Genomic DNA, 14,894 nt, shown 5'->3' on the forward strand with positions numbered 1-14,894 from the left:
CCCGTCTCCCCCGCCCAGCCCGGTGATGCGCGGCTGCGCGATGCCGTCGTGGAAACCGAAGTGCTCCTTGTCGTTCGGAAGCATCACGCTGCCCAGCGGCTCGGCGAGAGTCACGCCGTGGGCGGATGCGCGGGCGCCCTCGGCCGCGAGCAGCTCCTCCAGCCGCGCGGCGCCGTCGGCGAAGAGGAAGAGCATGGCGTGGACGGGCGCGTTGTTGGGCCCGCCCCAGCGCCACGCCTCCGGGTCCATGTCGCCGGTGTCGCCCAGCGCGCGGCTGCGGTGCTGCCGCTCGGCCATTCCTTCCTGGAACTCGCGCGAGAAGGTGGCGACGGCATCTTCCGGCAGGCCCAGGGCGCGCACGCCGTCGGAAGTGAATGCCAGGTTCAGCGCCTGGCCGTCGCCGGCCACGTCGCTGCTGCGGCGCGCTGCGGGGGTCACGGCGCCGGCCAGCTCGCCCACCCACTGGCGGGCGCGGACGGAGCCGCCGTCGCCGTTATCGAAGGTGGCGGCGACGTAAGCCGCGTGCTGGAGCCTGGCGTAGCTGCGGGCCACCAGGCCCTGGACGTCGCTCACCTCCACGGCGGGCGGCGGGGGTGTGATGGTGCTCATCGGTTCGTCTCCCGGGTCAGAAGCGACGCAGCCACGCCTGGGCCTGCGCGGGGTCCATCGCCCCGTACAGCCCCAGCCGGATGCGGCTGTTGTTGTTGATGTTGTTCACCGACAGCCACTTGTACGCGCTGTACCACACCTGCGTGGGGATCTGGCTGTCGCGCGAGTACGCCTTGAACGCCTGCTCGTCGGTCGCGCCGTCGCCGGTGAGGCCCTTGGTGCGCGGGAAGCCGACGCAGTTGCTCCACACGCCGGTGAGCCCGTCGTGCGCCTTGTCGATGAAGTCGCCCAGGTAGTTGTCCCAACTCCCGTCGAAGTTGCTGAAGAAGAGCAGCCGCCGCCCGTCGTCCACGATCACCCAGCGGGCGAAGTGGATGGAGGGGATGCCGGAGAGCGTGCCCTGGTTGCTGAGGTAGCGCGCGGCGAAGTTGATGAACTTCAGCACGGTCCAGAGGACGGCGTGGCGGAAGGGCAGCGGGCGCTTCACGTAGATGACGCTGCTCATCTCGTTCTGGACGATGCGGTCCTCGGTGCGCACCAGCTCGGCGGTGTGGTCCTTCACGCTGTCGCGGATGATCACCGGGTCGCGCGCCGCCAGGTAGGAGAGGTACGCGTACGCCGCGCCCGCGACGACCGCGAGCGCCAGCACGACGCCGCCCACGTCCATGAACGCCGCGCGCCAGCCCACGAAGCGGCTCACGATGGTGACGGCGGCGGCAACGAGCAGCAAGGCGAGGACGCCCGCGGTCTTCGGAAGGTTGTCGACGAAGCGCTGGGGGATGAGCAGCTTGGGGAACGTCCCCGGTTCCACGCGCGCCCACGCCAGCGCGGGCTCCGCGCGCACGAAGTCGCGGATGCGCTCGCGCGCCTGCACGGGATCGGACGGGAACGCGGGCTTGCCGGCCTCCCGGTCCAGGAAGCGCTCCACACGCTCGTGCAGGTCGGCCTCGCGGCGGATCTGCTCGACCGAGCGGCTCATGGTGCCGGTGTAGAACGTGGTGGTGGGCACGTCCCAGCGCATGAAGAAGTGGTCCACGTCCTCGCGCCGGCCCAGCCCGGGCCACCCCTCGCAGTGCGAGAAGACGGCGTCCAGCCCCGGCCCCGCCTCGCGCAGGAGTTCGCTCACGTGCGCGTCGCGCGGGCCGTCGTAGTCGGTGGAGAAGAGCAGCTTGGCGGGGATGGGGGGCCCGCTCGCCTGCGGCACGCCGTTCCACACCGGGATCGGCGCGTCTTCCGACGGCGATGCGGCGTGGATGACGAAGCGCGCGAAGTGCACGGTCCGCAGCCGCAGGAAGGGCACGTGCTCGTTCACCTCCAGGTCGGTGCCATCGCTCGGTCTGGCGATCTCCGCGAGGAGCGCGCGGAGCTGCTTCTCGTGGTCCGCGTCGATGATGGGCGCCATCAGCAGCATGGAGCCCTGCGACGTCCGTCCGTCGTGCGCGGCGGAGGCGGCCTGCTGCGCGGGCGTCCGCGCCAGCGCAGCGGCGATTGCGGCCTCGTTGCGCGCGTTCACTCTCGCCTTCGCGGCGGCGGCCTCTTCCTCCTCGACGCGCGCGGCATCCGCCTCCGCCTGGTCTGCTGCGAGCTTCTCGGCGGCGGCTTTCTCGGCCGCGGCCTTCTCCTCGGCGGCGAGCGCGGCGGCGGCCAGGTCCGCGGGGGAGACGATGGGCACGTCGAGCGGGATCTTCCCCGGTGGCGCTTCCGTCGCTTCGGACGACGGGGAACCATGCACCTCTTCCGTCGGCCCGGAGAGCACGGCAGACGCGGCGCTCGCGTCCGGGATCACGACCACCTCCCCTAGCTTGGGAAGCGCGACGTCGGGCTTCGGCGCGAGGGCGACGGGCTGGTCGGGCGAATCGTCCTGCGGAAGGGCGGCGGGTGCGGCGGCGTCTTCGAGCGGAGGGGGCGGGTCGCCGGACGAGGGAAGAGGCGGGGAAGTCTCGCTCATGGGAGCTCCTGCACTGCGTGGCGAACGGGCGAGCCGGGGAGATGACCGTCGGCTCGGATGAGCCTGCGAAGACCGCGAGGGGGGAACACTGCCGGATACGGCAGGCCGACTCCGCTGCAGCAATTCCGGTTCCGGCGCGCGCCCGCCGTCCATCTACCCGAGAAAGGGCACCGCTACAGCAGTTTACGGCAATCGCTCCGCATCGGCAGAACCGGGCAATCGAGGCACCAGAGTGACAGATGGGACAATCGTGTCGCAGAAATCCGGCGGCTGGGTTTCGGTGATGCTCGTCGTTCGGACGCGAGGACGAGCTCTCGCAGCCTCACGACGAGATCGTCCTACCGCATCTCCCAATACCCGCTCGTCGTTGTGCTGTATGATGTTACCGTGGATTCACACCGGAGATGGACAGCCGCGCATCCGCCGCGCACCTACGGACTCCGAACCGTCGAGAGCCGGGGAGATCAGCGGCCGCTGGAGACGGCACGTGGCGTGCTCGCAACGGATGATGTCCCGTCCCGCGCGCCGGCTCCGGCGCGCACGGTGGCGCATCTCCCGTCCATCTCCCGCAAGCGATCCCGCCATGAGCACTCTCGCTCCTCCCGCGCCGGCACCCGCGCCCGTGAAGCAGCCGCCGTCGCCCAACAGCCAGGGCGGGCCCGGCCTGCGCCTCAAGCGCATAGTACTGGCGGAGCTGGGGAGCCGCGGCGTGCTGCGGCCCACGTTCTCCCTGCTTCGGCGCCACGCTCCGGTGGTGAAGCTGGGCGCGCGCGTGGTCGTGAGCCGCCACGCGGACGTGGTGGAGGTGCTCACGCGCGATGCGGACTTCACCATCAGCGAGGTGAACGGGCCGCCCATCGACCGCATCAACGGGCCGTTCATCCTCAACATGGACCGCGGGGCCACATACGACCGCGACCACGCCGCCCTGCGCTCCGTCGCCCGGCGCGAGGACGTGGACCGCATCCGCGACATCGCGCGGGGCGCGGCGGAGCGGCTGGTGGACGCGGCGCGGCCGGGCGGGCGCATCGAGGCCGTGCAGGGCCTCACGCGCGCCGTGGCGGCGGAGACGGTGGCGGCGTACTTCGGCTTCCCGGGGCCGGACCGCGCTACGCAGCAGCGGTGGCTGCGCAACCTCTTCCAGGACGCCTTCGCCAACCCGGCGGACGACCCGTTCGTGCGCCAGGCCGCGATCCGCTCCGCGGCGGAGCTGAAGACGTGGGTGCTGGGCGAGATCGCCCGCCGCCGCGCCGAGGGCGTGGAGGGCGCGGAAGACGTGCTGGGGCGCATGATCGCGCTGCACGGGCCGGAGCGGCCGTGGGCAGACGACGACTGGGTGCGGCGCAACATCGCCGGCCAAGTCGTGGGAGCCATCGAGACCACCTCGCGCTTCGCCATCCTCGCCATCGACGAGCTGCTGCGGAGGCAGGAGGAGATGGGGGGCGCCCAGGCCGCGGCGCGCGCCGGGGACATGGACCTGGTGCGGCAATACGCGTGGGAGGCGGTGCGCTTCAACCCGCACACGCCCATCATGGCGCGCTTCTGCCCTCGCGGCGCGGTGATCGCGGCGGGCACCACGCGCGAGAAGCGCATCGAGCCCAAGAGCACCGTGATCCTCGGCACGCTCTCGGCGATGTTCGACGCGGAGGCGTTCCCGGAGCCGGACCGCTTCCGGACGGACCGGCCCATCGGCAAGTACCTGCACTTCGGCTGGGGGCTGCACCAGTGCTTCGGCCTGTACGCCAACATGGTGCAGATTCCGGAGATCGTGGCCGCGCTGCTGCGCCTTCCCGACCTCCGCCGAGCCCCCGGCGCCGACGGGCGCGTCGTGCACGATGGCCCCTTCCCCGACCGCTTGGTGCTGGAGTTCGACACGGCCTGAGCCGCATCGTATCGACACACGAAACCCCGTCGCAGCGCAGCGGCGGGGTTTCGTAGTCTCCGGATCTACCGCATCACGAGATTCGGTCGATGATGCTCGGTAGATGCCGACGTCGGGAGATGTGCGGCCGATGCGATGCCCTGCCCCGCATCTTCCGAATCCGAACGGGTTTCCAGAGCTGGGAAGAGAACGGGCTCGCACTCGTCGATCATGCGCTCGATGCCGAACTGGCGGGCGACGCGGCGGCGGGCTTCGTCCGCGCGGGACTGCACATCGGCGGGCGCGGCGGCGAGGAGGCGGCAGACGTCGCGGAGGGAGGCGGCCATGGCGGCAGGGTCGTCAGGTGGGACGATCCAGCCCGCGGCGGGCGCGTCCGCCTGCTCGGCCAGCGCCGGGCACACGCCGCTGACGCGCGTGGCGATCACGGGGACGCCGGCGGCCATCGCCTCCAGCATCACGTTCGCCATCCCCTCGCTGCGGCTGGCGAGCACGAAAACGTCCAGGCCCGCGACCACGTCCGGCCCGTCGTCGCGCGCGCCCAGCCAGTGCACGCGCGGCGCGACGCCCAGGTCCGCGGCGAGCGCGCGGAGCGCCCGAAGCTCCGGCCCGTCGCCGGCGATGACGAGACGCGCATTCGGCACCTCCGCTGCGGCGAAGGCGTGGAGGAGCACGTCGAAGCCCTTGCGGTGCGCCACGTGGCCCACGCCGCCCACCAGCAGCTCGCCGGGTCGCACACCCAGCTCGCGCCGCAGCCGGTCGCGGAGCGCGGGCCGCTCGGCGGCGCGGTCGGCGAGGCCGTTGAGCACCACGTGCACGCGCGGCGCGGGGAACCACGGCGCGCTTCCCAGCCACTGGTCGCGCACCTCGGGCGAGTTCACGATCAGCGCGTCCACGCGGCGGCGGAACACGGTGGAGGCAGGCCCCCGCTGCGGCGCCGAGCGGGAGATGCCCATCCGAACGGCCAGCCGGGGCACGCGCGCCGCGGCTGCGGCAGCGGCAACGCAGGCGGTCGTGCGCCACGAGGTGAGCAGCAGCGCATCCGGCCGCTGCCGCCACAGCCACCACGCGAAGTGGGCGGCGCTCGCCAGGTCCAGATCCCCGCGCGGGCGAGCGCCGGCGGTGGGCACGCCCATGCCTTCCAGGCGCTGCCGCACGGGCCCGCGCGGGCACGACACGACCACGCGGTGGCCGCGCGCGAGGAGGCCGGCCGCGACGGTGGCGAGCCACTTCTCGTTCCCGCCCCACACGTGGCTGCCATTCTGGATCACCAGCTTCATACGCCGATCCCCGCCATCGCGTCCGCGGCGACGCGACGCGCGGGCCTGTCCCACGCCGGTGCGGTCCCGCCGAGCAGCGCCTCCCAGCGCAGCACCATGGCGTCGAACCCGAAGCTCGCCTCCGCGCGCCTCCGGGCGGCGTCACCCATCGCGCGCCGCACGTCCACATCTGCCAGCAGGTCTCGCAGCGCGGCCGGTAGCTCCCCCTCGCCGAAGCCGACGACGCGGCCGGGGCGGGTGCCGTCGATGAAGGGGCGCAGCGCCTCTTCCGCGCCGCTCACGGGCGTGCTCACCACGGGGAGGCCGAACGCCATCGCCTCCAGCATCGCATTGCACATCCCCTCGCGGTCCGAGCAGACGACGTAGGCGTCCAGCGCATCCAGCACGTCGCCCACGTCGTCGCGGTGCCCGGCCAGGTGGAAGCGATCGGCCACGCCGGAGCGCGCCGCCAGCGCCCGCAGCGCATCTTCCTCCTCCCCCGCCCCCGCTACCACGCAGTGCACCTCGTTCGGGAGATGCGAGAGCGCGGCGATCAAGCGGTCCAGCCGTTTCTGCCGCGCCAGGCGCGCGACGGCGCCGAAGACAGGCGCGCCGGCCGGGATGCCGAGCTCGCGGCGGAGCGCGCCAGGCTCACAGCGGCGGCGCGGCTCCACGACGCCCTGCGGGATCACACTGACGCGGGCCGGGTCCAGCCCCGGCGCGGCGGCCAGGAACGGCGCGCGCATGGACCGGGCGTTGACCACGACATCGTCCACCAGGTTCCGGTACGCCCAGCGGTAGCGGCGGCCGCGCGCCGGCGTGTCGCTCTCCAGGCCGATGCGCTGCACCACGCGGGGAACGCCCGCGATACGCGCGCCGAGTCCGGCGAGCAGCACCTTCTTGAACGTGGTGAGCAGCACCACGTCCGGCCGTTCGTGCCGGAGGCGCCCAGCGAGGCGGAAAGCGTCCGGCAGCGCCAGGTCGCCCCCCACGCGCTGCACACCGGCGGGCACGCCGAAGTCCTCCACGCGCCCGGCGACGATCGCGTCGCGGCACAGCAGCAGAACGCGGTGCCCGCGGCCTTGCAGCCCCTGCAACAGGCGCACGACCGCCAGCTCGCCCCCTCCGAATATCGCGGATCCGTTGTGTGCGACGACGTACATGGCCACCCCCGGCGAGGGCGTGGAATGGCAGAAGGCTGCGGCGGGAACTGCCCTGCTCTACCACCGCATACTACCCGAGCGGCGAACGCCCGGTCAACGGTTTCGTAGCGCCGGGCACGCCATTTTACGGGACTCCGCGCGGCCTTCGAGAGCCGCCATGCGGAGTGGCGGATAAGCAGTTGACCGAGACGCGGACGGACGGTCCGCAGGCGAAGAGATGGGAGGATGCACGGCGGGAGATGCCGTCGCGACGATGGCTACATGACGCGAAGCTCATCCGCGACGACGGATGGGAAAGCGAGCGGGGCCGCCCGGCTGGAGCGGCCCCGCATCGTGCATCGGCGTTTTCGGGCGAGGTACGATCATCGAGAATCGACGGTGCCGAGATGTGCCGCCGCCGCACGTCTACCGAGCACCTTTTCATCCCGCCATGGCGCGGAGATCAGGCGGAGCCGTGGGTGCCCTCGCCGGCGAGGATCTCGCTGGTCACCTGGCCGGTGAGCTCGTCGTCCGGCTCGGTGAGGCGCTTGCGCTTCCAGTCGCCCTTGGCGTACACGCCCAGCGTGACGAGCGCGATCAGCACGTACGAGATGGGGAACGCCCACCAGATTCCACGCGCACCCAGCCCGGCGTGCTTGGACAGCACGTATGCGAGCGGGAACTGGAGCACCCACTGCGATACGAGCGTGAGCACCATGGTCATCACCATGTTGCCCGAAGCGCGCAGCACGCCCGTCAGGCACAGCTGCATGCCTAGGAAGCCCCACGACAGGGCGATGGTGCGCAGGAAGACGGCGCCCTCGGCGATGACCTTCTCGTCGCCCGGCACGAAGAAGCCCACGAGGTGCGGCGCGACCAGGAAGACGATGGCGCCCATCGCCGTGAGGATGCCGAAGCCCAGCCACGCCCCCAGCCGCCCGATGCGCGCCGCCCGCTCCACGTTGCCCGCGCCGATGTTCTGGCCCACGAGCGTGGAGACGGCCATCGACAGGCCCATCGCGGGGATCATCACGACCTGGAGGATGGTGGAGCCCACGCCGTACGCGGCCACCGTGAGCGTGCCGAAGCTGGTGATGAGGAAGGTTAGCACCGTGAGCCCCAGCGCCCGCGCCGACTGCTCGATGGACGCGGGGAAGCCCAGGAAGAACGCGCGTTTGATGTAGGCGCCATCCGGCACGAAGTTGCGCCACGCCAGGTGGATGCCGTACTTGCCGCGCAGCAGCACGCCCATGGCGATCACCGCCGCCAGGCTCTGCGTGCTCACGGTGGCGAGCGCGGCGCCCATCACGCCCATGGCCGGCACCGGCCCGTAGCCGAAGATGAAGAACGGATCGAGCGCGAAGTTGAGGATCACCGTGCCCAGCACGATGAACACCGGGAAGCGCGCCTCGCCCACGCCGCGCATGATCGACTGGAACATGAAGAAGAAGAAGTTGAACACCAGCCCCACGAACGACACCCGCATGAACCCCAGCGCGCCGCGGTACACCTCCGGCGCCACGCCCATCAGCTTCAGCAGCAGCGGGGCACACGCGTAGCCGAGGGCGCCGAGCACGACGGAGACGATAACCACCATCAGCAGCGTCTGCGCGGCCACGTGGTTCACCATCTCCTGGTTGCGGGCGCCGAAGTACTGCGCGATCAGTGTGGACCCCGCGATGGCGAGACCGGCGCCCAAGGCGATGGTGAGGAACATCACCGGCGTGGACACCGACACTGCCGCGACGGCCGCGCCGCCCAGCCGCCCCACCCAGAACGCGTCGATGAGCTGGTAGGCGGCCTGGAGGATGTTGGCCGCGGCGATGGGGACGGCCAGCGTGACCAGCGAGCGGAGGATGGGACCTTCCAGCAGGTTTCGGGACGGCTGTGGCATGGATCCGGGGCAGCGGGTTCGGTAGATGTGTGGCCTTCCACGAGGCGATGCATCGCCGCGCGCGCCGGGCTGGAGCAATACTCCCGCCAGCGCACTTCCGCTCCCGTCGTCTCTCCCTTGCCCCGCCGCAGATCCACGGAGGCGCACCTTCATCTCGCGTCCGCTGCGGCACCCCCCATCGAGGCCGGGGAGGCAGCGGACGAGCAACGCCGAAGATGGACGAACAGTCCACATGGCGCCGTAAAGTTCACACAGTTCCGGGTTGACTTACGGCCGGCGGAGGATTAACGTCGTTCCATGCGCACTCGCCAGAGCTACTACTACGCCGGCTATACCTACGCGACCCGCGACACGGGCCGTGCTTGGAGGCGTATGCGCAGGTAGCTAGCGCAGACTTCCCGACGCACGAACGGCCCGTGGACGAATCCGCGGGCCGATTTTTTTGTCCCTATGCCAAGGAGCAGAGCCATGCAAGCCACCGCCGAGACGTTGGACCCGGGCATCTTCACCACCCAGGACTGGAGCGCCTACACCCCGGAGAACCACGAGGTGTGGGGAATCCTCTACGAGCGGCGCATGCGCGAGCTGGAGCGCAACGGCAGCGGCGTCTTCCTGCGCGGCGCCGAGGCCATCGGGCTGCGGCGCGACCGCGTGCCGGACCTGGCGGAGGTGAACCGGCGCCTGGATGCGCGCACCGGCTGGAACGCGGTGCCGGTCACGGGCTTCATCCCCGCGCGGCAGTTCTTCCACTGCCTGGCCGAGCGGCGCTTCCCCACCACCATCACGCTACGGCCGCGCGAGCAGCTGGACTACCTCCCGGAACCCGACATCTTTCACGACGTGTTCGGCCACGTGCCGCTGCACGCCGACTCTATGTTCGCGGACTTCCTGCAAGGCTTCGGCGCCGTCGCCATGCGCGCCCGCAGCGACGAGGACGTGACGCGGATGGCGCGCCTCTTCTGGTTCACCGTGGAGTTCGGGCTGGTGCACGAGGACGGCGAGACGAAGGTCTACGGCAGCGGCCTCATCTCGTCCGCGGGCGACGCGGCGAACGCCCTCGGGCCCAAGTGCGACCGCCGCCCGTTCTCGCTCGAAGCCGTGCTGGAGCAGCCGTTCGAGATCGACCACTTCCAGGACGTGCTCTTCGTCGTCGACTCGTTCGACCAGCTCTTCGAAGCGACCGAGAAAGCCAAGCGGATGATCGGCTGAGCGCGAACGCGCATCTCCATCCTCCGCCGGATGCCTGCGACTGGAGATGCGTCGAAGGGCCCGTCGCCGCCCATCCATCACCCGCGATGCGCGGAGGGGCCGTTCCACCCGGACGGCCCCTCTGCGCTTCATCGTACGAGATCCGAAGTTCTCCGGCGATGCGGCGTGCGGCAGTCGACGGAAGAGGAACGGTTGAGTATCCTTCCAGTCTGCCGATCAACTTCTTTCGAGACAACGCCGTGCACGACGTGAAGGTTACTCCTGCTCCCAATCGCCCGAGCACCGCCGCGCGCGCGGGGTTCATCGTGCTTGCGCTGTTCACGCTCAGCCCCTGGGCGTCGCCGGCCATCGCGCTGGGGCTGGGGGCGGCGTTCGCGCTCGCGCTGGCCAACCCGTTCGCGAAGGAGAGCCGCGCCGCGTCCAAGTCGCTGCTGCAAGCGTGCGTGGTGGGCCTGGGCTTCGGGATGCCGCTCGCCGCGGTGGTGCGGGCGGGCCTGGCGGGCGTGGGCTACACCGTCGCCGGGATCGCGGCGGCGCTCGCTCTCGGCACGCTGCTGGGGCGCTGGCTGCGGGTGGAGCGGCACACGTCGTTCCTCATCACCGCCGGCACCAGCATCTGCGGCGGCAGCGCGATCGCGGCGGTGGGCCCGGCGATCGGCGCCGGCCCGGAGGCGATGAGCGTGTCGCTCGCGACGGTGTTCATCCTCAACGCCGTGGCGCTGTACCTCTTCCCCGCCGTAGGGCACGCGCTGCGGCTGTCGCAGGGGCAGTTCGGCGTGTGGGCGGCCATCGCCATCCACGACACCAGCTCGGTCGTGGGCGCGGCGTCAGCATACGGCGCGCAGGCGCTCCAAACCGCGACGGTGCTGAAGCTGGCGCGCGCGCTCTGGATCATCCCGCTCACCCTCGCCGCCGCCGCGGTCGCCCGCCGCCAGCGCATCCGCGAGGGCGCCGCCGAAGCTCGATCGGCTCTGAAGCTGCCGTGGTTCATCGGCCTATTCATCCTCGCCGCCCTCATCCGGACGATCCTCCCCGCCTCGGCCACGCCCGTGCTGGACGGGCTCGCGCACCTGGCACGCATCGGCCTCGTCCTCACGCTGTTCCTGATCGGCGCCGGCCTCACGCGCGAGACGCTCCGCGCCGTCGGCATCCGCCCGCTCGTGCAGGGCGTGCTCCTCTGGATCGCCGTGGGCGGCCTCTCCCTTTTCGCCGTCTGGCGCTGGCTGCCGGCGTGATCGGCTGAAGAGCAGACGCACGCGGAGACGCGGAAGACGCGGAGAACGGCAAGACATTCGAACTGCTCTCCGCGTTCTCCGCGCCTCCAAATTAAACCCCGCAGCTCAACGGATCGGGACGAAACGCGAAAGATCGATCCGCATCTACCCAACCGCGCCGGGATGGAGGTCGAGCACGGGCCGCATCGCAGCGATGGACGGCGAGAAGAACGACAGCTGCTCCGGGTCCGCGAAGACGGCCACGAAGTCGCCCGGCGCGAGCGCCCGCGCCAGGCGCGCCGCGAAGTTGTCGCGCAGCACCCGCGCGTAGTGATCCACATCGTAGTCCCGCGGATCCGTCCACTCGCCTTCGTCGGCGGGGGGGACGAGCGCCGCGCCGCCTCCCTGCGTGCGGTAGACCCGCACCCGTTCTCCCACCCGCCACGACGTCCGCCCGGCCGCCAGCAGAGCCTCGTACGCGACCTCGCGCCGTCCATCCCTCGTCTCTGCGTACTTCGCGGGCGTCTTGGTGAGCCGCATGCGCGACGACACGTCGTAGCTGGACATCTCCCGCCTGCGCAGCGCTCGCAGCGTCGCCAGGTACACGTCGCGCACTCCCGCGACGTCGCCCGCGAACAGCGGCGGCAGCGCGGCGCGCAGGAACGCTTCCCCGAACGGCTCCGCGCGGCTGGAGCGGAACGCGACGCCGCGCAGCAATAGCGAGCCGTCGTACCCGAGCAGCGCGTAGTTCTTTGGCTCGTGAGATAGCATGGCCGCGTACCGGCCTTCGAACTCGAGCTGCACCAGCGGCGGCAGCAGCGCGGCGACCTCGGCCACCACGCGCCGCTCGTCCGCCTCCGTCCAGCCTTCCGGAACGGCGAAGTACACGCCATCCGTGTCCGCCTCCAGCAGTGTCACGCCCCGGGCGGCGAGCTCGCGGCACATGAAGGCCAGCGTCTCGCGTCCGCGGCGCGTGACTTCGTTCGCGGCGTGCACGTCGGCAAACCGCGTAAGCTCTCCCCCCGCCGCGAGATACCCGTACGCCGAGTTCACCACCAGCTTCATGGCCGCGGACACCGCCTCGTGCGTGTGGCGCTCGGCCGAGCCGGGAGGCGCGGCGCGCGCGGCCGCCTTCGCCGCCAGCCGGTGCTCCACCAGCCGGTCCACCAGCGCCAGCATCGCCCCCAGGTGGTCGCGCGCCGGCCCGATGCGGAAGGCGCGCATGAGCGACGGATACAGGCTGGCGACGTCGGCCTTCACCACCCGGCGCGCCACGCCCGTCGCGAACAGGTGCAGCGCGGCCCCGCTGTGCGGCGTGCCGTCGCCCACCCGGTGCGCGGGAAGCGCGGCACCCGCGCGGAGATAGGCCCGCACGAGAAGCGGGTCGATGACGCCCGTGGCCGCGCCCGCGTCCGCCAGGCGCTCGTACCTGCGCGGGGCCATGCGCGCCAGCGCGAACGCCGCCCCGCCCAGCAGCCGCGCGATGGCATCCACCTCCTCCACGTCGTCCGTCGCGTACCGCCGGACTCGCTCCGGATCGCGCAGGTACGTCGCGTAGATCTGGCTGCCGGGCACGTACTCGCGGTCCGGCGCGGCGACGCCCAGGTGCTTGGCGACGGCCTTCAGCCCGTGCGCCGGCAGCTCGCGCACCGAGAAGTCGTAGCGGATCACCGCGTCCATCGTGTCGATCAGCTCGCGGCCGGGCGCGACGAAACGCACGCGGCGGCTGGCATCTCCAGCGCGTGGAGCGCCCCGCCGCGCCGCCCGCTCGCGCAGGCCGGTGCCGTGCAGTCGCCCCAGCGGGAGAGGCACGCCAAGCCGGCGCGCGCGCTCAGCCAGGAACGGCAGGTCGAAGCCGTGGAGGTTGTGGTTCTCGATCACGTCCGGGTCGGACGCGCGGATCGTCTCCACGAGGCGTCGGATGAGGTCCGCTTCCGCCTCGGGCCCGGCGCCGTCCGCCTCCAGGACCTCCGCGCGCCCGTCCGGGTGGAGCACGGCGACCATGAAGATGCGGTCCCGCGTCGCGTCCAGCCCCGTCGTCTCCAGGTCGAACTGCAGCCGGTGCAGCTGGTGGAAGCCGAGGCCGCGGAAGTACGTGCGCCCCGTCGCGACCAGGTACTGCTCCTCCGGCGGGAGGATGAGGACGCTTTCCGCGCCCAGCTCGCGCACGTGCCCCACACGCTGGCCCAGCCGCCGAGATGCGCCGTGCAGCACCGTCGCCGCCAGCCGCGCCCCGTCCGCCGCGGAGACGAGGAACCGCAGCTCGCCCGGCCCGTCCAGCTCGCGCACCCACACGTCCGCGTCCGCCGCGCCTTCCGGCCCGAGCAGCGGACCGAGATGGCCCAGGTCGTCCAGCCGGTCGAGCAGCATCCACGGGCGGAACCGCTCGTCCTCCCGCACCAGCGCGCCCGTCTCCGGAATCCGGCGCCATACCGCCGCCCGCCCGTCCGCCTCCGCCCACACGGAGACGATTCCGGGCGTAGGGTCCCAGCCCCAGAGCCATTCGTCCCCGTCGTTCGGGATCGTGGCGGGGATATGGCCGGCCGAAGACTGGTCGGCGAGAGCGTCAAGGGCCGCGACCGGAAGATCAATCACTCGGGGGCGGATGTGGAGAACGGTGGAGATGTGCCTGCGGCACGACGAGAAGGGAACGGTACACAGTGAAGACGAGCCGAGTCGGCGGGTTCACACTCGCCAGCCTGGGCGAAGGCCGCAACGGGCGTACGGCTCGGCCCCAGTTTCAGGGGTGATGCCGCAGATACAATCTGTGCTCCCCTGCAAGCCGGAATACCAATTGTAGCGTGGGGATGGCGTCTCCACTCGCTCGAGCTTCCGAACGGCTTGCAGGGCCGATCCCGTAGACGAATACCCACCGTAATCCGCAGGCGCGGTTCCGTAGGTACGCTGCACCGGCTGCGTTTGGAACGTTTCTCGACTCTACAGTGCGAAACGCGTTGTCAGGAGAGGAAGCAGCCATGCTCTAGGAAGTTGAGCAGCCACCCGCTCTGGAGCCGACAAAGTTCTTGCGCCCGGTCCCCGGTGAACCCACGATTCAGGCCTTCTCCTGCCCCTGCCTGCGGTAGCAGACCGGCTCCGCTTCGGCTGCCAGACCCCACAGTACCAGCCCCCAATGCCTGCCTTCCGCTACACTCTTCCGTTGCGGGCCCAGACGGCGAGCCGCCAGTTCGCCTTGGTGGTCGAGACGAGCCGCTGGTTTGTGCGAGCCAGCACCCTGCTCTTCCTCGGGAGCTTGGTCCAGAGCCATTCGCCACCTCTGCGGCCGTTCCCGCCGCTGCTCACCCGGGTGGCGGCGGCGATCCTCCAGAAACCAGGCCTCACGCCTCGGCTGTCGGTGCACGCAGATGTCGACGGGTGTTCTTCGGGGCTTGCGGGTTTCGCCAGCGGGGCGCTCCGGTCGTGTGTAGGAGCTTCGATTTCCCCGCAGTCGTACGGTTCCCTGATCGCCCTCGCCGGTGAGGCGCGACGCGCTCTGGGGGGCCCGTCCGAAGCAGAAGCCCTGCACGCGCTGGGGCTCATCGACCTGGCGCGGCCCGACGGAAGGGGAAAAGCGCTGGACCGGGCCATCACATCCCTCCGCGACGCCGCACAGATCGATGGGTCGGCGGCGATCTGGAGCGACCTCTCGGCGGCCTACCTGACGCGAGACCGGATGATGCAGAACCCGCGCGACCTGATGGAAGCGATCGAAGCGGCCGACCGTGCGGTGGCGCTGGACTCCA

The 14,894-nt window shown here is 71.2% G+C and carries 10 protein-coding genes; 4 read left to right on the forward strand and 6 right to left on the reverse strand.

The annotated features are described in order from the left end of the window. Positions 1-609: hypothetical protein (locus VFE05_03745; GenBank protein HET6229166.1), on the reverse strand; the 609-nt coding region annotated here is incomplete at its 3' end. A gap of 16 nt (positions 610-625) precedes the next feature. Then, positions 626-2,557, reverse strand: a complete 1,932-nt coding sequence (locus VFE05_03750) for a hypothetical protein (GenBank protein ID HET6229167.1) — start codon at positions 2,555-2,557, stop codon at positions 626-628. 583 nt (positions 2,558-3,140) lie between these two features. Here VFE05_03750 and VFE05_03755 point away from each other — a divergent pair. Next, positions 3,141-4,439, forward strand: coding sequence for a cytochrome P450 (locus VFE05_03755; protein HET6229168.1), 1,299 nt, complete (start codon positions 3,141-3,143; stop codon positions 4,437-4,439). A gap of 65 nt (positions 4,440-4,504) precedes the next feature. On the opposite strand, the gene VFE05_03760 is transcribed toward VFE05_03755, so the two are convergent. The 3 genes from VFE05_03760 to VFE05_03770 form a co-directional block, all read right to left on the reverse strand. Continuing rightward, positions 4,505-5,716: a glycosyltransferase gene (locus VFE05_03760; GenBank protein ID HET6229169.1), complete on the reverse strand. Its 1,212-nt coding sequence runs from the start codon at positions 5,714-5,716 to the stop codon at positions 4,505-4,507. Then, on the reverse strand, positions 5,713-6,858 hold the full coding sequence (locus tag VFE05_03765) for a glycosyltransferase (GenBank protein ID HET6229170.1): 1,146 nt from the start codon (positions 6,856-6,858) through the stop codon (positions 5,713-5,715). Before VFE05_03765 ends, VFE05_03760 begins: the two co-directional genes overlap by 4 nt. Before the next feature lie 442 nt (positions 6,859-7,300). Continuing rightward, the gene (locus tag VFE05_03770; protein HET6229171.1) at positions 7,301-8,731 is read right to left on the reverse strand and encodes an MATE family efflux transporter; all 1,431 of its coding nucleotides are present in this window, start codon (positions 8,729-8,731) and stop codon (positions 7,301-7,303) included. Positions 8,732-9,199: 468 nt separating this feature from the next. On the opposite strand from VFE05_03770, the gene VFE05_03775 reads away from it, so the two are divergent. Continuing rightward, on the forward strand, positions 9,200-9,940 hold the full coding sequence (locus tag VFE05_03775) for a phenylalanine 4-monooxygenase (protein HET6229172.1): 741 nt from the start codon (positions 9,200-9,202) through the stop codon (positions 9,938-9,940). Between the two features lie 239 nt (positions 9,941-10,179). Then, positions 10,180-11,175 (forward strand): putative sulfate exporter family transporter, encoded by a 996-nt coding sequence (locus tag VFE05_03780; protein ID HET6229173.1) that lies wholly within the window; start codon positions 10,180-10,182, stop codon positions 11,173-11,175. A gap of 144 nt (positions 11,176-11,319) precedes the next feature. Here VFE05_03780 and VFE05_03785 read toward each other — a convergent pair whose 3' ends face one another. Then, a complete protein-coding gene (locus VFE05_03785) occupies positions 11,320-13,617 on the reverse strand; it encodes a ribonuclease H-like domain-containing protein (protein ID HET6229174.1) in 2,298 nt (765 codons plus the stop codon). A 667-nt stretch (positions 13,618-14,284) separates the two neighbouring features. Here VFE05_03785 and VFE05_03790 point away from each other — a divergent pair. Continuing rightward, positions 14,285-14,894, forward strand: a 610-nt coding sequence (locus VFE05_03790; GenBank protein HET6229175.1) for a hypothetical protein, incomplete at its 3' end; no start/stop codon positions are given.

The organism is Longimicrobiaceae bacterium (genome assembly GCA_035696245.1).
Classification (GTDB): domain Bacteria; phylum Gemmatimonadota; class Gemmatimonadetes; order Longimicrobiales; family Longimicrobiaceae; genus DASRQW01.